This is a genomic window from Pseudoalteromonas sp. PS5, from assembly GCF_004103255.1.
Classification (GTDB): Bacteria; Pseudomonadota; Gammaproteobacteria; order Enterobacterales; family Alteromonadaceae; genus Pseudoalteromonas; species Pseudoalteromonas peptidolytica.
This window is the reverse complement of the sequence record NZ_RCSQ01000101.1, coordinates 1-25,052: the sequence shown is the minus strand read 5'-3', so window position 1 is coordinate 25,052 and position 25,052 is coordinate 1. Positions and strand designations below refer to the sequence as shown.

Sequence of the window (25,052 nt, the reverse complement as noted above, 5' to 3'; positions counted from 1 at the left end):
AAAATTTTTGCCTGGTTATCGACAAGATTTTCTCGCCTCAAAATAGACCACTTAATTAAGCAAATTGGTATAATTGAATATGGTCTTGAAAACACCGAGCTAGTTCACTCTTTATCCAAACCTCAGGTTATTTAATTTCTTATTACTGAAAATGCTTTAAATATGAGCGGTGATGTGGTTATTATGCAAGCGTCTATATTTTGGGCACTGGTTAAAACCGTGTCTAAATGAGTAAGCTCATCTCTGAAATAGGTCGTTTTATGACAATTGAAAGTTGGCTAGCTTTTTGTACTATTGCGCTGCTGGCCACAGCGACACCAGGTCCCGCTGCACTGTTGGTGGCGACGAATAGTTTAGCTGTGGGTTTTAAGCGGGCGTTGCTAACTGTATTTGGTAACGTTTCAGGGTTGTTGCTGATGTCGAGCTGTGCCGTTATTGGTTTGAGTGGTTTATTGCTCCACTCAACAGCGGCATTTACGGTTGTGAAAATATTAGGCGCGCTCTATTTGATTTATATTGGGGTCAACTTATGGAGAAAAGGGTTAGATCAAGTATCCCTTCCTGATGGTGTAAAAAAACAAAAAAGTGCAGTGAGGCTATATCTAGATGGCGTGCTGGTGGCGTTAACTAACCCAAAAGCTATTGTCTTTACAACGGCGTTATTCCCTCAATTTATCGATACTTCAGCACCACTCTTAGCGCAGTTTTCGTTGCTGGTCATTACTTTTATGTGCCTTTCTTTTTGTTGTTTATGTATGTATTCATTTTTGGCTCAAAGTGCTAAAAAGCGAGCGATAAAATGGGTGTCCGGTCATGTAATTGGTAAAATGTTTGGCATGACATTTATTGGTGCAGGGTGTGTTTTAGCTAGCGCTGAGCGCTAATTATACATAGCGAAAGCTGCCTCAAATTCACTTCCCAAGCTCGCCTATTGGAAGTGAATTTGTCTAGCCTAGAAGGTGCAGGTACCTAGGCTTTAGCAAAGCGTGCTGCCAGATAAGGGATAGCGTAACGCGAGTCCAAAAACAAAGTGGCAGCTCCAGCCTTTACCCCTGCCTTAGCTTACTGAGAAGCGAATTTACGCAAACGTCGACTTTGATGTTTTTTGCGTTTTCGTTGCCACCATAAATAGACACCACTAAAGCCAAGTAAAATAGGCGCAAGCCCCATTAAAGACCAAATAATTTTACTGGGAAGCCCCGCAAAGTGACCAAAATGTAGTTTTCTAAAGCTATCAATTATCCTCTCTAGAGAGGTTGCTGTGCGAATGTCATACACGGCAATTTGTGCGCCTGTAGTGGCATCGAAGCTTACAGTAGAGGCGTAGTTACTAATAAAAGGGTTCGTATCTGCAACGCTGCCAAAAATAGTGATATGTTTTTGTTGTGGTTCAAACGGAAATAACCAGTAAGTGGGGGTAAAGCCGCCAATTGCATCAAGGCTCTGCGCCATCATTGCATCAAAGTCGAGTGTGCGATTAAACATTGCTTGACTGACAATATGATGATCAGCTTCATCATGTTCAAAAGCCTCATGGTAGTAATCTACGGCGTTAAAATAGACACCTGTTATCCCAAGGCACAGTAATACCGGTGCACTCCATATTCCAATTAATTTATGTAACTCAGAAAACAAGATTACTCTTGGAGTGTGTCGTCTAAAGCTAAAAAAACGTCGCCAAAAACGACGGTAAATAATTAAACCAGACACTCCTAAAAAGGTAAACAGAATCGCAATAAATAAGCCGATAGCGACGCCCATATTTGGAAAATAGCGGTTGCTGTCGTTGAGCAACAAGGTGTAATGAAGGTGAAGTATAAAGTCGGTAAAGTCGCTGTGTATCCCCACAGGCGTACTCAGCATTTCTCCTTGGTAGGGATCGAGGTAGGTTTTAAACCAAGTATCAGTACCATGTTTTAGCAGGTAAACTCTATCGGCCTCGTAGCCGTCATCAAATAGCTCCCAACTACCAATTTCATAGTTGGGGTGCGCATCGGCAACCAAATTGACTAACTCTTTCATTGGCTTGCGCTGAATATCTTGGCCTACATAATTCAAGGTGGCTTGATCTTTGAGAAGGATGCTATCTATCTCAAATTTGAATACCAACATGCTGCCAGTGAGTGAAATGATGAGTAATGGCAACATTGCGATCAGTGCCATTAGGCTGTGCCATTTAAATAATGTTTTGCGCATTATTATCCTTTAAAAACTAAACCACCTTAGCTGATGCGCTACCTAAAACTCAGGTTAAATACGCTGAATATCTATATCAATCTGCTTACATCACGGGTTTTATCATTCTGTTTGGCCAATGTTGATAACGAACCTAGGATAGTTGCGACTATCACAGTGCCAGTGATTTATTGCTATAAAAATGAGAGTGATTCTTATTATACCATGTTGTAGTGGAAGGTTTTGCCTAAGAGTGCACTCTTTGTGGAATTTGCTTAGGAGAAAGAGCAAAAAGCTGTTTAAAGCGACGGCTGAAGTGCGCTTGGCTCTTAAATCCCGAGTTAATGGCGATTTGGTTAAGTGATGAATTTTGCTCTACCAATTCAAAATAAGCGTGATTTAAGCGTGTACGAATTAAGTATTCTGAGGCACTGAGATCAGAGCGAGTAAAAAGCTTATGAATATACCGTTTTGACCAACCTGAATACTCACACAACATATCGATACACAGCGCATCATTACTCGCATTTTTAACTATCAGCTGCTTCAACGCTGTAAGCGGTGAGTGTAGATGACAACATTGTAGGGCATGGCTCAGGTTTTGAAGAATATTTGCTTCAAGCCACTGGGCTTGGGTTTTAGTTAACTGCTTAACGAATAGTGCTTGAGTAAATAGCTGTGAGAGCGCTGGAGTTATTTTGATTGCTTGTCCATGTGTTAGCCTTTTGCCGGTATGTTTAACCAACCAGCTAATAGGAAAGTTAAAGCTAATGGCATGATAATGTGCTGGCAGGTGAAAGATATGCTTTTGCTCTGCTTCAATAAAAATCAGCTGCATGTTATCTGCGGCACTTATGGATTGCTGAGTAAGCCACCAGCCCGACCCTTTTTGGATTAAAATGAGACTGCCATAATCCTCTGGCATTGACGAGGCAACCTGAGCATTACGATGGTAGATAATGCCACGTAATTTAACTTGGGAGATACTTGTTGAAATCAGTGGAACTTCAGTGTGCAGCTCATGCTGAGATACATGATCGTAAAAGTGTTGCTGTAACAACTTGGAATGGAGATCTAAAACTATACTCATCAATACAAACGTGGCAGCCCAATAAGGGCTACCACTGTACGTGTTTTCTCAATAAATCCCAAACGAAATGAGAATTATTGATAACGTATAACCTTAATAACTTGCAACTAGTGATACGCCTGAGAAGCTTGTATAGCCGCGCAGTTTAATGTAATAAGTGCCACCTTGGCCTGAATTTGAAGTACAAGATTCATTGTTACCATAGCGGTAAGGGCGACAATCGAATACACCTGTTGTTGGCTCAGCGCCCTTTCTTACATAAAGGTCTGCATCACCTGAACCACCTGAAATAGACACGTTTAGCGTTACATTAGCAGGTACATCAATTGTATAAAGCAACTCTTGGTTCGTTGAACCTGAAGCTGTAACTGCTTGCCCATTTTCTAGTTTTGGAACCGGATCTGGATCTGGATCCGGGTCTGGATCAGTGCTTCCGGCAAGCGTGTATAGTAGCTCATTTGGAGAGCCGCTTTGAGGGTTGGATACCTTGCCTTTAGAAGCGCGTTGGCTAAGCAGTGAATCAACCTGAGATGGGCTTAAGCTTGGGTTTTCATCCAAATATAGTGCAATTGCACCAGCAACATGTGGTGCCGCCATTGATGTACCACTAATGGTGTTTGTTGCTGAATCAGAGTTGTACCAAGCAGACTTGATACTTGAGCCTGGTGCATAAATGTCAAGGCAGTTACCATAGTTTGAGAAACTAGAGCGAGCATCACTACTTGTTGTTGAACCAACAGTAATCGCGTTAGCTGCACGTGCTGGAGAGTAGTTACAAGCGTTGCTATTATCGTTGCCCGCAGCAACTACAAAGCTCACACCTGCTGCCACAGCATTATTCACGGCATCATCTACTGCCTGAGAAGCACCACCACCTAAGCTCATGTTTGCAACTGAAGGGCCCGAAGCGTTGTTTTTAACCCAATCAATACCTGCGATCACGCCTGAATACGAGCCAGAGCCATTACAACCTAGCACTCGCACACCAACAATATTGACATTTTTAGCGACACCATACTCTCCGCCACCAATTGTACCCGCTACGTGAGTACCGTGACCGTTACAGTCTGTTGCGTCATTATCGTTGTCTACAAAGTCATAACCATGAGTGGCACGGTTACCAAAATCATTGTGACTGATGCGAACACCGGTATCGATTACATACGCTGTTACGCCCGTGCCATCAAAATCATAATGATAGTTTGAATTGAGTGGTAAGTTGCGTTGGTCAACTCGGTCTAAGCCCCAAGTTGGGTTAGCTTGATCACCGTTTGCAGAAATTGAAGGAGTTACGGTGACAGTCTGATCTTGCTCGATATAATCGATATTCGGGTTTTGGATTAGCCCTTTGAGTTGTTTTGCTGATGCGTTTATCACAACGCCATTAAGGATACCACCAAACTCTCTTGTTATGCTGACATTATGCTTGTTTTGCAACTCGTTAGCTTGCTTTTTAGCAAAAGCTGCAACGGCTTTACTGTCATTTACATCAAGTACTGAAGGTGTAGAAAACACCACAATATATTGGTTCTCTATTGCTTTTTCAGCACTTACGCTAACGAGCTTAGCCGCTTGAGCATTAACCGAGGTCATGCCCGCTAAAATGGCAAAACTAATTGCACTTAATTTACGCATTTTGTTGTTCCTTACATGTTGTTTTATTTAGTTGTGTTATCTAGTACAAGTTTTGTTTAGTGCAGTTGCTGTAGACACTCTACTCACCATTCAACTCAATTTGATTAAAAAGTAACAAATGAATATCAGGGTAACCAAAGTCAACTGAACCTGAGTACATCAACTCGTACTAGTTACATTATAATAGAACACAAGATTAAAAAATAAACAAATAATACAAATAAAATTTACAAAGTGTTGTGGGTACACTGAGTAAAGTGCTACTTAGTTCATTACGAGAATTAGACAAGTAACTTTATAAGTATAAAAGACAAAAGGTTACGATAATTTTCTAGAAATTGTTAAAATATATAGTGTATGGTGACAGGGAAAGTTTTTTCAAAGATATCTACGAATTCTCTATCTGTTAATGTTTTTTGTAATTTTTTGGTAAATAATTCTTTACATTTCAAGTTGGGGAAATGTTATTAGGTTTTACGAAAATAAGAAGGAGTAAGCCCTGTCCAGCGCTTGAAAGCGCGGCGAAAATTTGTAATATCACTAAAGTGTAGTGCACTGGCGACTTGTTCATTTGAGTAGCCTTGTTCAGCGACATAAAACATAGCTTGTTGACGGTGTACCCTATCTTTTTCTGTTAAGAAAGTCGTGTTGTGAAGTTTGAGTTTACGCTTGAACGTTGCCGCACTCATGCCCATTAATGATGCTATTTGCTCACTGTGATACTTTGGGTATTTCAATTGCAGCCGGTGTAACTGTGCAAGAAATCCGCGTGTGTTTTTTGGTGTTATTTGTAATTGTTTGTTGACCAAAAATGGGAAGTTATTGATCTGCTGCTTTATTAATGTTGGCTTGTTGATGGCAACCACAAAGTCACTGTGCTGGAAGCTATAGCTTTGAGATAAATAACTGAGATATTGCGCAATTTCTTTTGGTTTATCGAAAGGAAACTGTATGGTAAAGCGTGCCTCAGGGCAGCGCCATTTAACATATCCGCAGAGGATACTAGCCAGTACTTCATATAGAAAACGCAATACTGTGGCGTTAGTTTGGGCGATAGCCGGTGAAAAAGTTAAGTGATAACCATCTTCTTTGTGCAACTTTCTAAAATGGAAAAGCGGAAATATCGTCAGCCCTCTGAGCAGTAATACATTGATGAGATGTTGTATACTGCGACAATTAAACAGTAAAGAGCCGTAGTGACTGATAAGTGTGTTGAGTAGATATTGGCCGTATATAAAGCTTAACTCTCGACAGCTTGGCTGTGCACAAATATTGATGATAATGCGCTCAAGTTGCTCAAAAGAAATGGTTGTAGTGTTTGCAAAAAGATCTGAGCGAAATAGCTTGCTGCCTTTTAGTGTAATGTCTGCATGGACACCACACTGCTGCGCTAAATCGACGAGAGGCTGTGCAAAATAACAACTTTCTAATTGCTTCATATGACATTCAAGCGTTTGCATCAAGCTGCGACCTTAGTGCGATTTAATGCAGCGACAAGATTTGTCATGAGTGACTCAAATTCCCACTGTTGGTTATGTATTTCAATACTGCTCCACCTTACCGCGCTGAATTGTGGTTGATTTTTGTCGTCATGGTAGTTGGCGTGGCGAGCAATAAAAGCGGTTGCGCGGGCGGCAAAAGCATTGGCTTGTGCTTGTGTGGTTTGAGGATGAATGATGACAAATTTGTCTGCCGCAAATCGACATAGTAAGTCGCTTTCACGCATACTTAAAGAAAGCATATCAGCAGTATCTCTGAGTAGTTGATTGCTTTTTTGTAGACCATGTTGACGCGAAAAGGCGGCGAAATTGCAAATATCAAACATGGTTAAACAAAAAGTACAATGTTCGCTTTCTAAGCGTGCCAATTCATGGCTTATCTGATTTTTCATGTACTCGATGCTGTAAAGTCCAGTCACAAAATCAGTGATACTGTGATCGCGATAAAACCGCTCCTTTTTCATCAATGTTTGATTAAATATACTTTGCTCTTTGTACCAATAGTGAGCAGCAATACTCATCAAGATCATACCAATACAGGCGGGAATAGCTTCAAAGCTAGTTAAATAGGGAGGCGTAAAAATCACCATTTCGTCTAAAAAATCCCATAGCATTGATACATACATAGCACTTAATCCTGCAAACAATAGGTTAGTTACCAGACCTTTTGGACGAGTAAGGAGAGTAACGACTATCCACATTAAGGTTATTAATGCCAGTCCACCTTCACCAAGACAGTCGAGTAAATTAATATCTGCTAAGGGTTTAGGCACAGAGGTGTGGTAAGTGGCCGTTATCGCAAGCAACGTCAATCCCACAAGTGTGCTCCATTTTGATTGGTGTAACAAAAAAGGTTGCAGTTTCATATTAATCGTTCAGTTCTAAAAGGCGTGCCATGGTAAAAACTTGTGCTTGGACTCGATAGGGTCAATTTAGCGCAGTAAAGGCGGTATTTTTATGACAGGCACTGCAATTTTTAAAATTTAAGACCATCATAACTTTTGACTAGCGTGATATTACGCCTTTTGAACTTTGGTATTAGTTTGATTAACTTACCTATTAACTCCGAATTTAGGTTAAGTAAATCACCCATTTCTACGCACGGTAAGTGTTCTGACTGTGCTACAAGCATTTAATGCTTGCACCATCGAGCGGCGAGGTCTAACGGTAAGAAAAGGCGCAGCGATGCTAACTTAAAATTTGTATAAGGACTTGTTAGTAATAAGAATATTCTTTATTTACTAAACCAATCAACTGGTAAGCATGTGCCCTGCTTGTAAAGGGGTCTAATTGGCTCAGACGGCTAATTTATTCATATTTATTCAGTAAAGTCATGAGTTTGAGCATCTACGTGAAATAAAAACGTCACCTTTTCGCACTAGGGTAGCCACGATGTTTTATCGAGGTATCAAAACCCAATATCAATTTGTTTGAATATTTGCTCAATTTTTACTCAAAATAGTTCACTTAATTAAGCAAATTGGTATAACTCAACCTGTGCGAGCAAATAATGAAAAAAAACCTACCGACGAGCTTTAAACTTTCAGCTGTTGCAATGATCTGTGCTGGATCTGTGCTTAGCTCAGCAGCAAGCGCTAACACGTTAACTGGCCAAGTTAGCTCCGTATCACAAAAAAGCCACTTTGAAGGGGCGAAAGTATTAATAAAAGAGCTAGAAAGAACGCTTATTTCTGAGCGAGATGGTCGCTTTACAGCAACCAATGTACCGGCTGGCACTTATACACTTGAGATAAGCTATCTAGGCGCGAAGACAGTAACAAAAACCATCACCATTGATGAAAACCAGGTGACTAATGTTCAAGTGCAATTAGGCTCACAGTCGAACCAAATGGATGACATTATTGTTATTGGGCAACGTGCAGGTCAAGCTGGCGCATTAAATAGACAGAAAAATGCTTTATCGTTAAAGTCTATTGTCAGCGCTGATTCGATTGGCCAATTGCCAGATCAAAACGCGGCAGAAGCACTCCAGCGCTTACCTGGGCTGTCCATTCAGCGAGATCAAGGTGAGGGGCGCTTTGTCGCTATCCGTGGTATCGATCCAAACTTGAATAATGTGACCATTAATGGTGCTAATGTACCTTCACCAGAAGCTGGTGTGCGCTCAGTTGCAATGGATGTGATCCCCAGTGAGCTTGTGCAAAGTCTAGAGGTAAGTAAAACGGTGACCCCTGACATGGATGCTTCTGCGGTTGGGGGTAGCATTGAAGTCAAAAGTCTAAGTGCATTTGACCGCGAGCAACAAAGTTATAGTGTCACGCTGCAAGCATCGCATAACCAACAAGTTAGCGAAACTAGCCCTAAAGCCTCCTTCAGCTTTACTGATATTTATACACTGAACAACAACACTGAAGTTGGCGTTGCGACAGCGGTTTCTTGGTTTGAGCGTGAGTTTGGCTCTCATAATATTGAAACCGATGGCGGGTGGAAGACACTTGAGATGGCCGATGTCAACACTGGTGAAGAAGTGAGTTTTTTCGGTGCCGAAGAAATGGAACAACGTCATTATCGTATTACTCGGGAGCGTTTAGGGGCGGCATTGAACGTAGACGTCCATCACAAAGGGTTTAATAAATATTACTTGCGTACACTTTACAGTCAGTTTTCTGATGATGAGTTTCGCCAGCGTAATGAGTACAAATTTGACAAAGGTGATGTGTTAGCTGACGAATTAAGTCAAAGTGCAGCGTACTTTCGAGGCGCAGAGATGGACAGAGATACCAAGGACAGATACGAAGAACAAAGTATTTTATCTTTGGTATTAGGTGGAGAAAACCTAATACAAGATTGGTTTATTGAATACAGTTTAGGCTACTCAAAGTCTGAAGAAAGTGAGCCAAATCGTTTAGACACCGCATTTGCTGGAGAGGACTTTACACTTGGTTATGTACTTGATGGCAAGACACCTACTTTAGCCGCAGACGAAGCATCTGGTCAGCTTAATCAATTTGTATTAGATGAAATCGTATGGGAGAACAACTTAAGTGAAGATGAAAATATCAGTTTTAGGCTGGATTTAACCAAAGATTTTGTTTTGCTTGGACATAATGCCCAGTTTAAGTTTGGTGGTAAGTATGCGGATCGTGATAAATTTAATCGTGTTGATGCAACATTATACGATGATGGCTTTGGGGCGTTAACAGCGCAAGATTTCAGCGCAGCGGAGCCAGAGTATGACCTCGGCAAATTTGGCCTTGGCCTAAGTCGCAACCAGATCAAAGATTACTTCTTTAGCAAGCGTGATGCGCTTACGATAAATCAACTTGAAACAGATATTGAAACCAAAGGGCGTTCATACACCAGTGAAGAGACTGTGACAGCGTTATATGCCATGTTAACGGTTGATGTTGAAAAGCTGAATGTCATTGCAGGATTTAGGTATGAGGATACAGACTACGCAACCACAGGCAATCGTGTCGAGTTGATAAATGATGAAGTCAGTGACATAGAACGTGTAGCAATAAATCAGTGGCAAGTGGAAGATAGCTATGATCATTTACTTCCGAACTTGACTTTGAGGTATGAGCTAAGTGAACAACTGATCACCCGATTTGCGTATACACAAACCATTGCACGACCCAGCTTTGAAGATGCCGCGGCATTCCAACTTATAGAGACCGAAACTACACAAGAAGATGATGCGATTGAAATTGAGCGCAAAGCTGAGGTGGGGAATCCAGACCTAGACCCATACAAGTCGAGTAATTATGATTTTTCTTTGGAGTATTACCCAGGTTCTATTGGGGTGCTATCAGCTGGGGTTTTTCATAAGAGTATTGATAATTTCATTATCAAAGCGCAGGTACAAGATAATGGCAAATGGGAAGGCTACAAAGAAGTTATCCAAAGCATTAACGGCGGTGCAGCTGATTTAACAGGGGTAGAATTAGCCTACACGAAAAACTTCCAAAATGGGTTGATGATCTCGGCAAACGGCACATTAATTGATGCTGACGATAACTTGCCAAATCAATCTGATACCATTGCTAATTTTATGGTTGGCTACGAAAGTAACCTCATTAGTGCTCGTCTAAGTGCATCTTATAAAAGCAAAAGTTTTTTATTTGAAGAAAACAATCAAGCTGTTTATCAAGACGACCATCTGCAACTCGACTTGAGTATGAAGTATTTTTACACCGACAAGACGCAACTATATTTTAATGCAATAAACATCACAGATGAAGCGATGAGTATTTACCAAGGGGATACACGGTATAACTATCAATATGAGACTTACGGTCGTTCATTTGAAATTGGGGTGACAGTGACCTCATTTTAATTATTTTTGGTTAATTTAGAATATGCTGCTGTTGAGTTATCCCTTAAATACCGCAGCCCACTTCCATAGGTAGGAGCGCACCGTGGTAACACGGTGCAATAATAATGAAAATAACCCTTGTTGTTTTACTATTGACGCTAAATAGCACGGCACTGGCCGCAAATAATATTAATTTTTTGGCTTTTGGAGATGGTGGGTACCACCCTGATTATCCCAAGGCTAAACATATTCATTCTCCAAAAACGAAGGCCGAGTTTATCGCGGCTGAAAAAGCGGATTGGCTTGCAGAGCACCGTCCAATTGCAGAGTTTAATCATGCGCCGATTTATGTTTACCCAGGAACAGAAACTGCAACTGAAGCATCAGGTGCCGCAGTGGTTGGCAAAGCGATGGCTGAGTTATGTCAAAAAAAACCTTGTGATTTTGCGATTCAGCTCGGTGATAACATTTACCCTGACGGCGCTGCTGCAAACGATGGTAAGGATGATAAGCAGCGTATGGACGATTTAATTTTGGCACCACTTAGCCCTTTGTTGCTTCAAAATCCTAATTTGGTCGTTTATTCGGCTTTGGGGAATCATGATTGGAAAACCTCTCGCCGTGGTGTCAAATTACAAACACAATGGATGGAAAAGCACGCTAACTTTCATATGGGCAGGAAAGGATACTACAGCTATACCATAGGAGAACAAGGCAATGACGTTGAGTTTTTTGTGTTAGATACTAATATGCTGCTCTCTGGTCAGCATTATTACGAAATTCCTCTAAAGCCTGATGGTAGCGAGCAAGGACTGGCCAGTGCACTGGCTAGTGGCCAAGCTAAGGTTGAGGATATTGAAAGACATGAGCAGCCCGTCAATGGTGAAGATCATAAACAGCTGGCATGGCTTGCAAATGGATTAAAGCACTCCACAGCAAAATGGAAAATTGTGTATGGCCATCACGTGATTTGGTCTGTGGGTGGCACTAAATATGATGAAGCACGCGTACTTCGCCGCCTGATTTTACCTGAATTATGCGAATATGCTGATGCCTATATCGCGGGTCACGAGCATGATTTGGAGCTACTAACAGATGACTGCTCACGGGTTTTACCGAATAATAAAAAGCCTAAATTACCACTTATCATTAGTGGTGCAGCCTCCAAAATGCGTGGCACCCATTCTCCGCTTGCTCACTACCAAGCACTACGTTACCCAGAATATGACTTAGTCTGGAACAAAGCTTTTATCTGGGGGTTTGCCCATATCGAGCTTGATAACCACAATGATATTCTTAACGTGGCATTTTATACCACGCCACGCGACTTAAGTGGTCAAGTTGTATCTGAGCAACGTTTTAGTTTTGCACATCGTAGCAACTGATACGTGTCTGTGGGTTTGATTCCAGCTCAAGTTGAACGAAAAGCTAAGGTATTAGCTGGTTAATAATTAGTATAAAGCGTTTGTATCTAAAAGTGAGCTTTTACACAAAGTAAATCGAGGTAAAATGACAGGAGCGTGTTGGCGAAATGGGGGCCAACACGCAAAGGTACAGGCACATTTTCGACTCCTATCTGCGAAGAGAGGTCATGGCAAGCCGGTGACATTATTGTATAATTTAGATAAATTTTGATTATCAATATCCAATATGTACAAAAAAGTATCTATAGCGCTGCTCCTTACCCTTTTGTTATTGCTCGTCGTTGCAACGCTAGATACATTTTGGTTTCATCAAGCCGACAAGGCAACAAACACAGCCACAGCAAAATGGCTGACGCCTGAAGCACAGTTAAAACGTATTGCACCTGACCACCCGCTGTTGAGCATTTATGAGCGCGCAAAAACTGAACCTGCAACGGCGCTTAAAGCACTATCAGCTTGGCGTGAAAGTCGTCAATCTTTATCACACATAGAGCAAGTTTATCTGTTGTGGACGCAAAGACGGGCGGCACAAAAGATGGGAGACGATACTAAATTTGCACAGATAAAGCGTGAGATTGACACTTTTGCAGTTACAAACCAGCTAGATTGGTTGGCAGCATGGAGTGCGCAGGAGGATGCCAAGCGAGCGATCAGAGCCGGCGAGTTGGCACAAGCACAACTTGCCATTGAGCACAGTGTTAATCTGGCAAAAAGCGCGCAAGCTGAGCTTTTATTGCTAGAGATTTATAACACGGCTGGTGTTGCATATAATGCGACAAATGATTTGATTAAGGCACAGCAGTATTTTTTACATGGTATAAAGCTGGTGGAGGCATACCCAGAAAGTGACTTTAATGCACTTTTTAATAACAACTTGGGTCTGCTCTATGTGCATTTAGAACAATGGCAAAATGCGTTATTACATCTTGGCAAAGCACAAGAACTATACGCGCTATCACCAAATAGTAACCCCAATTATATGCTGGTTATTCTGTTAAATCAGTCATTTGCGTATGGTCGTCTTGGCCAACTTAGTGACGCGAGAGAAAAGTTCCAACAAGCGCTGACCTTCAAAAATAAACAGACAAGTGAATTCTACAAGGCAATATTACTCAAAAATGAAGCGAGATTACTGTTACTTGAAGGCGATACTAGGCTTGCTATAGCAAAAGCTCAGTTATGTATACAGCTCGCCAAACAGGAAGTACTTGCCAAGCAGCAGGGGATCTGTGCGCTTATTCAAGCACAGGCGCTTTATCAGCAAAATAGCTTAGATGAAGCAGCCATTTTGATTAACCAAGCGACTCAAATATTTACTACGCTGAATCATCAAAGGTGGTTGCTTAGAAGTCAATTTACACGCTCACAAATACTGGAAGGGTTGGGGGAGTCCAGCAATGCACTGAACGTGTTAAAAGCTGCTCATACACAAGAAAAAGCAATGATTATAGGGCAGTTATCTGCATTAAATAGCGCATTAGAAATTCAGCAGATCGCACAAGAAAGAGATCTATTGAGTGCCAAACATCAACTTTCTAAGCTTGAGTTACTCGTAGATAAACAGCGCTTAAGGCTCCTTGCTCTGTGGTTGTTTGCTGCCGTGATCATCCTAATTTGGCTTGGAGTAAACACCAGATTGATGCGAAAAGATAACCGCAGATTACATGACTTAAGCTATCGAGACCCATTAACGGGAGCGTCAAATCGCCGTCTTTATCACCAAGAAATACACACTCCCAGTGTGCTGGACAAAAAAGCAGAGTATCACTTAGTGATCATCGATTTGGATCATTTTAAGCGTATCAATGATACCTATGGACACGATAAAGGAGACATTGTACTGGCGATAGCAGCCGCTCGTTTACAGCGTTTTGTTCAGCCTCAAGAGCTATTTATACGCTGGGGAGGCGAAGAATTTTTGATGGTGTTAAAAGCCCGAGAAAACATTCAAGATGCTGTTGAAAAAATGGCTTCTGCATTGCGCTCTGAACCTTTTGAATTAGGTGAGCTGCGCATTTCTGTCACTGCATCATTCGGTGTGAGCGCTAGCCGAGCAATCGCAAATTTGGATGATGATAGCGCCTTTAAAGCTGCTGACCAATGCCTCTATCGTGCCAAAGAGTTAGGCAGAGATAGGGTTGAAGTACAAACAAAACCATAATGCTTTACTTTTATGAGAGTTGTTCGAACTCTGATATATTATCGCGAGTGCGACAGTGTTGTTGAGTAACATTAGGGTTAATACCAATTAGTCTTAATACTTGCTCAATTTGAAGGCGTAAATCTGACGCTAACAGTGTAAAAAAACGTCTTATTTAGAACGACTAAATAGCACCATTTTTACCTTGCCTACACAGATGTAGGTACCTTGGCGATAGCAGGACGCGGTAGCGGAGTTATCGACAAGGTTTTCTCGCCTCAAAATAGACCACTTAATTAAGAAAATTGGTATAACAAGCTCATCAAGCGAATTGGTATTTTTATAAAAAAGGATTGTATTATGTTGTGGCTATTGTTGAGCTTTATATTGTTTTCACCATCAGTTTCTGGTGCACAGCCTGGTCCAGTTAGAAAGGAAGTGGTTTCTGAATGTGGGGACTATCAATTAAAAATAGTTTCTCTTGAGTTAAATCGTAACATCCCTGAACAATCCATCTTAGATGAGTCAGCGGGTCACTTTGGCAACCCTTACCTGTTGACGCAAGAACTGGTTTATATCTCGAAGGCTGGCGTCACAACACATTCAATATCTAATGTGTGGCCTGAATATGAACGCATAGACCCCACCAGATATTATTCTGCGACGATCAAGCAATGTACAGACAAACGAGAGGCTATTATTGCCTTTTGGAGCGGAGGTAATTGTAGAGATGTATGTGAAGCGTGGGCTCTGGTGACATTCACAGAGGATGGCACAATAGAAAGCTCCAAAGGTTTGTCTTATCAGGAGTTTAAACTATTTAACTGAGCTGAAAGCTATTTACCTTGTAATCATGCGTTGGTTTTAAAACGCATAGGTTAGCAGTGCAAAAATGGTTTTCCTCCATATATTTTTCACAAGGACAATAAAATGTATAACCTAAATACAGTTGAAATAAAATCTTTCGTGCCAGCTAAAAGCTTTGCACTTTCTAAGCAATTTTACCAATCTATTGGCTTCGAAATGGCCTCTGAGTTTGAGGGCGTTGCTTATTTTAAATTAGGTATGTGCGCATTTTTACTCCAAGACTTTTATGAGCCAACTCACAGTCAGAGTTTCATGATGCACTTGCTCGTCGAGGATGCGCAAAGCTGGTACAAGCACATTTTACAATTAGATTTGGAAGAAAAGTTTAGTGCTCAGATCTCTGAACTTGTTGAACAACCGTGGGGGATGCTTGAATTTTGTGTGACGGATCCAAGTGGAGTACTATGGCGTATTGCCGAGAATAAGTGACACTAGCTTAGCTTTTAATAGTGTTTTTTCGCCTCAATATAGCGTGTTTAATTAAAAAAATTGGCTCTACTTATAAAGACTTAGCTTTCATAAATTTGGCGTATTTTTTGCTAAAAACTACAAAGGCGCCGCCATGCGGCAATAAAACGCCGATATTGATTTTTAATCAAGGAGCTAGGTTATGTATTTTAATTCGGTAAGTCCAAAGGGTGCATATAACTCGATGTTGAGCACCGGGGCTGAATCATTATCCTCAAAAAAAGCACACGCTACTGAACAGTCCACAGACCTTGTTGGAAAAACTAATCTGATGTTTCAGATAGAAAATAAAGCCATCAACAAGATTTCAACCCAAGCCCTCAATGACATTAAGCAGATCCTAGAAAGAAGTCAGGTGTTACCTGATGTAGCTCAATCAGCCTATTTGAAGCATGGGCAAGCACAGGAAGTTGTGCTTGGGATTACTATCAACGGTGAGCTGAAGGCATATCAAAATCAGCAGGGTTACATAACAAGTAAGGGTGAAGCTGGAGAGCTTATCAAACAAGCTAATGGCGATGTAAAGCAACTGCAACGACTAGTTCAGCAAAAATATGGCGATGGCGCTATGGTTGAGGTTTTTCAAGGTTCAAATCGGCCAACTAATGCCGAAATCTTTGAGCGATACACTGGCCGAAGCTTTCAGAGTTTTGTGGCAGAAGAAATCACGTCACGTCAGCACGCAAGCGATCAAGCGAAGCTGGAGCAAGACCAATATCTGCGTAATAAAATCATGTTTGATCAAGCTCCTCAAGTGGCAGTATTTAAAGTGGAAGGGCAGATAGTGGGTGGTATAGATGAAAATGGCTTTGCTGATATGGGCAGAAAGCTATTGGATATAGCGCAGCAAAAAGGTATTGATAACGCTGAACTTGAGCCTTTGTTTATGATAGATCCCAAGCGCTCCCCCTCGCAGGTAGCCGAACTGTTTACGCAAGCCTTTGGGGCGGATGCTGAAGTTGAATATTTTACACCATCCAATGCGCCCACAAGGGCGCAGATCAGGCAACAAAGTGAACTGTAGTAGCCCACAGTTACGCTTTACGTGCTGTGAGGCTAACGCATATTCACAATGTCAGATTATAGACGGCTTTTAATTACTTCTGACTTTGCAATTAATTTTGTGGAATGTTTGCCCGTTTTTTGATGGATTGTAACAAAGTACTCAATTGGATATTTCATTCTTGATAGCACCATTTGAGGTGCATTTCTGCTCTTATCCAGTGGTGTAGGCCAGCTTACAGAAATACTGCCGTTGGCACTATCAAGTATACAGGGATGTTTTTTACCGCTTTTGGTGCTGGTGACGGCTGTACCATCAACGTTAGTAAATAGCACAGAGCAAGTGTATAGGTTGGTTGCTTCATTGAAATTTTCAATGGCGTAATCAAACGAGACAGTAACCGTGTGCTCTCGTTGCTGTATGTTCCCTGTTTCTGACGTTTTTAGATTAGATAGCGAGGCGTTGCTGAGGGGGATAGTAGTGTAGTCTGTTGTTGCACAACCGCTGAGTAAGCAAAAAGAGACAAGCATGGTCAATTTTTTCATTATTTTATCCTTAAAATAGAAGTTTTTTATTGAAACATAGCAGCTGGTGCGGTGAGACACTATTAGCAGCACCAGCCTAATATATATTCGGTTTTGGTGAAAATTAGCCTTACAAAGTAACTTACTCGAAGGTCAGTCTAGCAGTATAGATACAGATTTAGGTTAATTGTTATCCAATCCGTTGGATAACATAGTAAAAACAGGCATAGATGTCACCTTTTTTTAATGTTAGTGATTACTATCAAATTACGTTCAACTCGCAGGTTATTTATATAATTCGTTGACTCAATGTGGGTTTATACTGCTCAAGGTGAGCTTTAATCTGCATGCGGGTATGCGGTGATTTGTTTTGGCTTAACTTAAAAGCGCCGTGCAGTTGTGTGATCCTGATTTGAAAGAAGTTAATGGCGTTAAAAAGAGACCGTTGTTGTGGTTGTGGTACACTATCAAGCTGCCAATTGCTTCGTGAAAACTGCTCAAAGTGCTGTAATTGGTTTTGCATTAGTGCGTATTTTTCATTGTCTTGGCTGACCAAGGTTAGCTCACCTTCAACAATCACGTTTGCATATAGCCAAGTCGGTAATTTGATGTCGGGAAGCAGCGCAGGCGATAGGTAATGATTCTGACAATGAAAAATGGCTTGGAAGCTATCATCATCTTCACTAAAGAGTGGGTTATCTTTAGTAGCGTGCCCCAGCAAATAGGTTTTATCATCACTTAGGGTGAGTGGTATAAAAACAGAACGAACTTTGTTTGCTTGGATCACGTTAATCGTTGCAAGGGGGTTCATCGCGATGAGTGCATATAGTGTTTCTTGGTTGTTTTCGGTGTAATACTTTCTTGGATAGCTCATAGCTTTGCCTCTAAATTCATTTTTACGTCTGACCACATTTCATCAGTAATAGAAAAGCGTGCGGTGTTACGATAGTTGCCATTGGGTAAGCGCCTATCTTTGAGAGATATACCTTCAAACTGTGCGCCCAATCTTGTGATGGCATCACGAGATTTTTGATTTTGTTCATGAGTTTGGAACTGCACCCGGACTAATCCAATTGCTTCAAATGCGTACTTTAAAAGCAAGTACTTGGCGTGGGTATTTATATGAGTGCGCTGAAACTGAGTGGCAACGAAGGTATGGCCAATTTCTGCGCTTAGGTTTAACTTATCGACTCTAAAAAGCCGAGTATTACCTGCTACTTTACCTGATGCTTTGTCTATGATTGCTACCACTAATTGTTCGCTTTCATCAAATTGAGCAGAACCATAAAACCATTGCTCTATAGTGCGTTGATCTCGACAATAGTTAGTAAATACCCACTTCCAAAGCTCACTATCTTTACCGCAGCGTAGTAATTCAGGAAGGTGTTCACTCGCCAGTGGAACCAATCTTATCCGGCTAGATTCTAAGGTTTGTTTTGATAGCATTATAATTGCACCTCTTGTGTTTTACTGCTTGCATAATGCGCTGTTTTTGGTTGATATAAAACAACCAGAATTTACAATTTAAATAGACCAGTTTGTGATTTCGATAGACACTAACTCTCATCAGTCAGAGGCAAAACATAAAAAGCTTGCTAATCAATTACGGAGCATGATCAAGCAAGGTAAATTAAAGCCAAGTGACAAGCTTCCTTCTGCACGTAAACTTGCGCAACTTCACGGAATGAACCGCCACACTGTGATGTCCGCCTTACAAAATTTAGTAGCTGAAGGGTGGCTAGTCGTAAAGGAAAGAAGTGGGTATTGGGTAAATGCTCAACTGCCAATATCAAGTAGTGAGCAGGTGAGCACGGCATTGTCGCCAAATGTTGTAGTCGCGCCAAGGTTTGCTGCTGTTCTTAACCCTCCTAAAGACAGCGAGCGCAGTGGCTTTCGCTATAATTTTGCAGGAGGCTTGCCTGACTTGAGCGCATTTCCATATGATGAGTTTAAGCGCTGCTTAGTGAAGGCATGTCGTAAGAGTAATATTGAGCACTTCCATTACGCAGATGGTGCAGGTTGTGGGTTATTAAAAGTCCAAATCCAAACGTACCTGCGCCGAGCCCGGGGTCTTATTTGTGACGATTTATTGGTGTGTAATGGTGCTCAAGAGGCACTATCGTTGGTTGCCAGTGCGTTTATCAATAAAGGCGATGGAGTGGCAATTGAAATGCTGGGCTACCCTCCAGCAAGACATGCTTTTAAAAGTATCGGTGCTAATATTTTTGCGTTGGCACAGGATGATGAAGGGATCAAAGTTGAGGCTCTAGCGCGTTGTTTGCGGCAAAATAATATTAAATTGCTGTACTTGACACCGCTGCATCAATATCCGACAACGGTTACGTTATCTGTACCACGGCGGATGGCAATTTATCAGCTATGTCAACAGTACGGCGTGTTCATCATTGAAGATGATTATGATCATGAATTTCATTATTTGTGTCCACCGCTTCAGCCGATGGCAGCAAATGACCCCAGTGGCATTGTGATTTATATTTCTAGCTTTTCTAAAATCATGTTTGCAGGCGCAAGAGTCGGATATTTGAGTGCTCGGGCTGATGTGTTAGCGCAGCTTGTGGCTCGAAAGCAATTGTTGAATCATAAGAATGACGCGCTAACTCAATTGGCAGTGGCTTACTGGATGGAAGAGGGCGGGTTTGAGCGGCATATGAGACGCATGACTAAAGCGTATCAGACGCGTCATCAAGCCATGAATACACATTTAAGTGAACTTAAGGAGCGTTTAAATATCGATTTTATTGTCCCCCAAGGTGGTATGGCATATTGGGTGGATAGCAAACGTGATGTCTCTGAGTTGTCTCGTTTGGCGAAAAAGCAGGATATTTATGTGCAATGTGAACCAGAATTTTCACTTGATAAAGGAAGTCGGTTTAGCCATATACGCTTGGGTTTTGCTGCACAAGCCATTGAGCAGCAACGTACTGGGCTTGACGAGTTATTTGCATTAGTGGAAAGGGTTTGCTGAATTTTGATATTGAGCCACAAAGTATCCAGAGCTAAGGTGCTCGATATCTCGCCGAGAATATGATTTTTATTCGCAAAACTTAGCATTAACAGTTTGACGCTCGTAATTTGATGTAATGCCATGTAATAGCGCTATATTTTTTTTGCTTTTAATATTGTTTTTACATACTTGTAATACATATAAGCAGCGCATATGAAAAACCCGATACTACCGATTTTAGGTGTGGTTATGACCGCCTCATGTACTTCAGTAGAACACTCAGATGAGAGCCACACAGCGGATCACCCAAACCATCGTGAGCAGCACAAAGTATTCGAACCGAATTACTTTGATCTACGAGATTATAACCCCGTTAACATAACACCCGAGTTTATATCAGCAGCCCATACCCAAGGGATAAATAGCTGCGACTATCAATATATTGCGCCAGAACTGGATAAGTTTGTAGCGCCTGACGTCATCCAATCAAAAGGTGGCTCACTTAACTTTACTTTAGCGGTACAGTATCACGAGCGAGAGATAGCAGGGTGTAATACGTGGTTAAGAAACTATGCGTATAAACAAGATGGCCAAAAAGAATTTAAGCCTGCACCAGTTGGACCGACGCTTAAGGTTGCTCCGGGAGATGTATTGCGTTTCACGCTTGAAAATCGCTTACCGAGCTGTGAACTTGCACCTGATTATTTATGCTCAGGAAAAGGTCATGCGGGTCATCACTCAAATGCCATGCTATCAGATGAAGAAGCCAATCACATCAACACCCCGCATAACTTTAATGTCACTAATTTCCATACCCATGGCTTATGGGTATCACCGAGCGAGCGAAGTGACAACGTACTACTTGAGATCCAGCCAGGTCAAGGGTTTGAATATGAAGTGAGAATACCTGAATCTCATCCTCAGGGAACATTCTGGTATCACGCCCATGTTCACGGCTCTACAGCATTACAAGTTTCTAGTGGTATGGCAGGTGCCATTATTATTGAAGGCGGTAACCCTAAAAAAGATATTGGTACTCAAGCTCAGATCAAAGACAAGACAGATCAGCTGTTTGTACTTCAGCAGGTTGCCTATGACTGCAATGGTACCATTGAGTATTATGAAGCTGATGAACGACCTGAGTACGTTAAGGATTGTAAAGCGGACGATAAAGCACTCAATATTTTTGGCCCTGGAGACTGGCAAAAAACCAAACGAAGAACACTGATTAATGGTCAGGTTGTACCGAAAATTGAAATGCGACCAAATGAAATTCAGCGCTGGCGCTTTATCCATGCAGGTGTACGAGAAACAATAAAGTTGTCTGTGATCGATAAGCCTGAATGGGAAAACAATATGAACCCAGTTCCACTGGGCTTTTTGAACCAAATATCGGTTGATGGTCTCAATACTGGCCGCATCGATAGATGGCAATTAGACGGTCAAAAGACTGAAATTGAAGCACTTCAACCTGGTTATCGTGCTGACTACCTGTACCAAGCACCGAGTAAAGCGGGTGTGTACTGGCTAGTGGACTTAGACTCTGCACCACAAAAATCTTTGCAGGGTGTACCAGAAGACACCGCTGAGTTACTACAAATAGTAGTAAAAGGTGAACCTGTTGCCAGCAAAGATGCGGTGTTACCAACCAGTGCTGAGCTAATATCTTACCGTGCTCATGATGCACCAACCCAAGGTGAAATCGCCGCGATGGATAAGAGCGAAAATAAAGAAAGCATGATGTTTTATCTGGGATCTCGCGTGTCAGTCAATGCAGCGATAGCAACGGCAAAACAAGAGAAAAAAGACTTTAATTGTCAGAACATTTGGAATGAAGATATTAATAATGGGGTGCTTTTAGATAACCATCATCTCAGTGATAAAGAGAAAGGCAAAGACACTATTTTCTCTGTAGATGGTAAACCTTATGGTCAAATCGAAACTCGAGAATTGACACTGGGCACATGGCAAAGATGGGACTTATGTACTCGAGGGCTTGCTCCAATGCACCCGTTTCATATTCATGTGAACCCTTTTTATGCCCCAAGAGTGGGGCCTGATGGAAAAGAGCAATGGGTGTGGCGAGATACATTAGCGATAGAAAAAGGCGCAGATAAGCCTCAAACTGACAAAAATGGCGTCAATTTATCAGGCTCGGCACCGCATACTGTGGTTTATAGCAAGTATCGCTATCCGGAGTCTCTGCCAGGCTTTAACGGCAATGTAAAACAACAATACACCGGTGAATTTGTATTACATTGCCATATTCTGGATCATGAAGATCAAGGCATGATGCAAAAAGTGAAGTTAATAGAGAGCAAGTAATACTCGTTAAGGAAAATGAAGATGAAAAGTAATACATTAAGCTCATTGGCGTTAGCGACTCTGGCGGCTTTTATTGGGGGCTGTAAGTTAACTTCACCTCCAAGTGAGCCGTCACGCCATGATGAAGTGCTCACCAGAAAAAACATCGATGCCTTGACGGATAATGAGCTAAAGGCCTATGAGCACGCTATTGCCAGAATGAAGAAAAAGAGTCGTGACAATATTTACGATCCTCAAGGCTTTTTGTGGCAAGCTTGGGTGCATAATTGCCCTACCGTGTGGCAACCTAAGAACCAAGGTGTAGTGCCATTAGCAGCATTGAGCACGCAACAGGACTGGATTGGTAATAGTAATGAGTTTTTGCAATATTGTGACTTTAGACCCTTGCTGAAAAGCAAACTAGGGCTGGGTGATGATGATTTTGTGAAAGTACATCCTGGTCAGTGTGAACATGCCAAAGATACATTTTTGCATTGGCATCGGGCGGAGTTTTACTTCTTTGAAAAGGCATTACAAAATGCTGATCCCGAAGGCAAATTTGGCCCAAGCACTAAAAATGTAACAGTCCCTTTTTGGAACTTTACCAAAGCACCGACTGGCCAGCGCTACCCTAAGGCATTTGAGAATACACATTCACCCTTGTATTCAATTCATCGAAACATGAAGCCAGCGCTGAGCCCTAGTAACAATAGACGCAGTTCGACGGTCTCTGATCCCAATTTCTGTGGCTTCAATCGCTCAGATTCGACAACGGACAAACCACTTAGTTGTGGTTATACCTCGCCCTATCTTCTAGCATACCAAATCCACTTTAATAATTGGCGTGAGTTTGGTGGCTCTCCTTATAACCGCGCGGGTAATTTTGGCGCGTTTGAAGCGCAAATTCATAATCCAATGCACGCCATTTATGCTGGATGTGAAGGGCAGTCAAATCGACCAGTTTGCTTTATGGAAGATAATAGCCAAGCAGGGTTTGATCCGGTTTTCTATTCGTTTCATGCTTTTATCGACTTTGCGTACGGTCAATGGCTGCAAACAAATGCTGCTAAATGTGTAAATAATAACGAATATTGTGTCACTGGTGGGCGTATGTTCATGCGCGGCACACAAAGTGACTCATTACCTGTACCACAAGGTTTTAGTGAAGGAAAAACCAAGCCTGTTGAAGGACGGTTTGCCAATATGGGCCGTGCAGAGTTGTACTTTGATAGTGAGAAAGTTGGCTATAACTATGCGGATCCGAGCAAGGAGTTTATAGATGGTGAAGTTATCGCGCAGCTGATTAAAAAGCATCGCGATGCTGGCTTTGACTTCTATCTTCAAGATGGCACTACACGTCAATCCATTGATACGACTGCGTCATTATTCAGTGAGTTATTAAGCTATGGCGCACATGCGCCCGCGTCGCGCGTAACTGAGTCGCAAATCAAAACAAGTAAGCTGATATTACCTGAGGCTAATTTTACGACGATTAATACGGCGCAGTTAAAGATTGTTCGCAAGCCAATGGACATTGAAGACTACAGCTTTCAAGCTGACATTTATTTGGTTCCAGCAAGCGTCAAAGTAACGCCAGAGGTGATTAAAAATGATGACTTTAGGGCGAGCCACTTAGCGGTCAGTACGGCGTATTGGGCACTAGGTGATCATAGTGCCCACGATGGTCATGGCGGACACAGTGAACATATGAGTAAAGCCTCATCAGTCTCTTTAGATCAAGAGTTAGTACATCTAATCGGGGCCATCCTGCGTGGTAAAAATAAAGCCAAACCATGGCAATTGGTACTGGTAGTAAGCGGTCATGAAGCTGCAACTGCTGACCACTTTGAACCATTAAAAATTGAGTTTAAATAAGGGGGAATGGACATGGCTCAAGTGACTTTTGATCAAGTCAAAAATAATTTTGCCAGTGCAACCAATTGCATGAGAAACATCCAAGTTTCGGATGATGATGGCACAGAGTTTTTAGACTTGTCTGATTATGATGTTGTGGTACGGTTTGCCTCACAAATACAAGTGGCAATTCATGGTCACGATTTGGACAAAACTAAAGCGGCAGATACCACCGAATACCTTTCACAAATAATAGACGCGCGAAATGTATTAGCCCAGTTACGAGCGCTGCGTACTACTGAGACCTATGTATTATCTAATAATATTGAGGGTTTCAATGTGAACTTTGAAAGTCGTCTTATTGATATCATGGATAGTATTCATAAATTAGAGGCGATTGTGAAAGGCAATGAGAAGGCTGTCGAAGTCAGTGTCGAACAAGCCATTATTCACGTAAACGCAGCCCATGCAATGCCACCGTCGGGTCGCCTGAGTCGAAATAAAATTACAGATTTTGATAGTTGGATTTCGACAGGAATGCAAAAGTAACCGGAACTAGAAGTCAAAGCTAATCTCATTTTCAACGCTGGCGCGTAGCAAAGTTAAATTGAAAAAGGCAAAAACGTAGCCTGCTTGGTTAAATCAAGCTAAAGTTTTGATTATTAATGCTTTTATGGGATTTGGTTTTAGCGCTAATTGAATTCACTTCTAATCCCAACTATTGGAAGTGAATTGGGTTTGCCTACATGATGTAGGTACCTTATACCACTGTGTACTAATACATGCTCAATTTAAGGGAGTCAATCTGACGCTAACTGCGTTAAA

The 25,052-nt window shown here is 41.7% G+C and carries 19 protein-coding genes; 11 read left to right on the top strand and 8 right to left on the bottom strand.

Annotated elements, in window-relative coordinates; translation table 11 throughout:
• Positions 1–227 precede the first annotated feature (227 nt).
• Positions 228–884, top strand: coding sequence for a LysE family translocator (locus D9603_RS13720; protein ID WP_241651666.1), 657 nt, complete (start codon positions 228–230; stop codon positions 882–884).
• 178 nt (positions 885–1,062) lie between these two features.
• Here the strand turns inward: D9603_RS13720 and D9603_RS13715 are convergent, their stop codons facing one another.
• The 5 genes from D9603_RS13715 to D9603_RS13695 all read right to left on the bottom strand — a co-directional run bounded on the left by D9603_RS13715 (position 1,063) and on the right by D9603_RS13695 (position 7,217).
• On the bottom strand, positions 1,063–2,196 hold the full coding sequence (locus D9603_RS13715; protein WP_128731734.1) for a PepSY-associated TM helix domain-containing protein: 1,134 nt from the start codon (positions 2,194–2,196) through the stop codon (positions 1,063–1,065).
• A 226-nt stretch (positions 2,197–2,422) separates the two neighbouring features.
• Entirely contained in the window at positions 2,423–3,265 is an 843-nt protein-coding gene (locus tag D9603_RS13710) for a helix-turn-helix domain-containing protein (protein WP_128731733.1), read from the bottom strand.
• 93 nt (positions 3,266–3,358) lie between these two features.
• A complete protein-coding gene (locus D9603_RS13705; RefSeq protein ID WP_128731732.1) occupies positions 3,359–4,900 on the bottom strand; it encodes a S8 family peptidase in 1,542 nt (513 codons plus the stop codon).
• Positions 4,901–5,367: 467 nt separating this feature from the next.
• Complete coding sequence (locus D9603_RS13700) at positions 5,368–6,360, bottom strand: helix-turn-helix domain-containing protein (RefSeq protein WP_125251785.1); 993 nt, start codon at positions 6,358–6,360, stop codon at positions 5,368–5,370.
• The gene (locus D9603_RS13695) at positions 6,360–7,217 is read right to left on the bottom strand and encodes a diguanylate cyclase (RefSeq protein ID WP_241651665.1); all 858 of its coding nucleotides are present in this window, start codon (positions 7,215–7,217) and stop codon (positions 6,360–6,362) included. Before D9603_RS13695 ends, D9603_RS13700 begins: the two co-directional genes overlap by 1 nt.
• Positions 7,218–7,909: 692 nt before the next feature.
• On the opposite strand from D9603_RS13695, the gene D9603_RS13690 reads away from it, so the two are divergent.
• The 6 genes from D9603_RS13690 to D9603_RS13665 all read left to right on the top strand — a co-directional run bounded on the left by D9603_RS13690 (position 7,910) and on the right by D9603_RS13665 (position 16,601).
• Positions 7,910–10,699 (top strand): TonB-dependent receptor, encoded by a 2,790-nt coding sequence (locus D9603_RS13690; protein WP_128731730.1) that lies wholly within the window; start codon positions 7,910–7,912, stop codon positions 10,697–10,699.
• Positions 10,700–10,803: 104 nt separating this feature from the next.
• Positions 10,804–12,063 (top strand): metallophosphoesterase, encoded by a 1,260-nt coding sequence (locus D9603_RS13685; RefSeq protein WP_128731729.1) that lies wholly within the window; start codon positions 10,804–10,806, stop codon positions 12,061–12,063.
• Positions 12,064–12,328: 265 nt separating this feature from the next.
• Positions 12,329–14,263, top strand: a complete 1,935-nt coding sequence (locus tag D9603_RS13680; RefSeq protein ID WP_128731728.1) for a tetratricopeptide repeat-containing diguanylate cyclase — start codon at positions 12,329–12,331, stop codon at positions 14,261–14,263.
• Positions 14,264–14,602: 339 nt separating this feature from the next.
• Positions 14,603–15,070 carry a hypothetical protein gene (locus tag D9603_RS13675; protein ID WP_125251781.1) on the top strand — a complete coding sequence of 156 codons (468 nt, stop codon included), beginning with the start codon at positions 14,603–14,605 and terminating at the stop codon, positions 15,068–15,070.
• Between the two features lie 102 nt (positions 15,071–15,172).
• Positions 15,173–15,538, top strand: coding sequence for a VOC family protein (locus D9603_RS13670; RefSeq protein WP_128731727.1), 366 nt, complete (start codon positions 15,173–15,175; stop codon positions 15,536–15,538).
• Between the two features lie 181 nt (positions 15,539–15,719).
• Positions 15,720–16,601, top strand: coding sequence for a hypothetical protein (locus D9603_RS13665; RefSeq protein ID WP_128731726.1), 882 nt, complete (start codon positions 15,720–15,722; stop codon positions 16,599–16,601).
• A 56-nt stretch (positions 16,602–16,657) separates the two neighbouring features.
• Here D9603_RS13665 and D9603_RS13660 read toward each other — a convergent pair whose 3' ends face one another.
• The 3 genes from D9603_RS13660 to D9603_RS13650 all read right to left on the bottom strand — a co-directional run bounded on the left by D9603_RS13660 (position 16,658) and on the right by D9603_RS13650 (position 18,550).
• A complete protein-coding gene (locus D9603_RS13660) occupies positions 16,658–17,125 on the bottom strand; it encodes a hypothetical protein (RefSeq protein WP_125251778.1) in 468 nt (155 codons plus the stop codon).
• Between the two features lie 268 nt (positions 17,126–17,393).
• On the bottom strand, positions 17,394–17,978 hold the full coding sequence (locus D9603_RS13655) for an FMN-binding negative transcriptional regulator (protein WP_128731725.1): 585 nt from the start codon (positions 17,976–17,978) through the stop codon (positions 17,394–17,396).
• Positions 17,975–18,550: a GNAT family protein gene (locus D9603_RS13650; protein ID WP_128731724.1), complete on the bottom strand. Its 576-nt coding sequence runs from the start codon at positions 18,548–18,550 to the stop codon at positions 17,975–17,977. The genes D9603_RS13655 and D9603_RS13650 overlap by 4 nt, the downstream gene beginning before the upstream one ends.
• Positions 18,551–18,644: 94 nt before the next feature.
• On the opposite strand from D9603_RS13650, the gene D9603_RS13645 reads away from it, so the two are divergent.
• The 4 genes from D9603_RS13645 (at position 18,645) to D9603_RS13630 (ending at position 24,776) form a co-directional block, all read left to right on the top strand.
• A complete protein-coding gene (locus D9603_RS13645) occupies positions 18,645–20,090 on the top strand; it encodes a PLP-dependent aminotransferase family protein (RefSeq protein WP_241651664.1) in 1,446 nt (481 codons plus the stop codon).
• 192 nt (positions 20,091–20,282) lie between these two features.
• Positions 20,283–22,394: a multicopper oxidase family protein gene (locus tag D9603_RS13640; protein ID WP_128731723.1), complete on the top strand. Its 2,112-nt coding sequence runs from the start codon at positions 20,283–20,285 to the stop codon at positions 22,392–22,394.
• Positions 22,395–22,415: 21 nt separating this feature from the next.
• Complete coding sequence (locus tag D9603_RS13635) at positions 22,416–24,248, top strand: tyrosinase family protein (protein WP_161972752.1); 1,833 nt, start codon at positions 22,416–22,418, stop codon at positions 24,246–24,248.
• A 12-nt stretch (positions 24,249–24,260) separates the two neighbouring features.
• Positions 24,261–24,776 (top strand): hypothetical protein, encoded by a 516-nt coding sequence (locus D9603_RS13630; protein ID WP_128731721.1) that lies wholly within the window; start codon positions 24,261–24,263, stop codon positions 24,774–24,776.
• Positions 24,777–25,052: the final 276 nt, after the last annotated feature.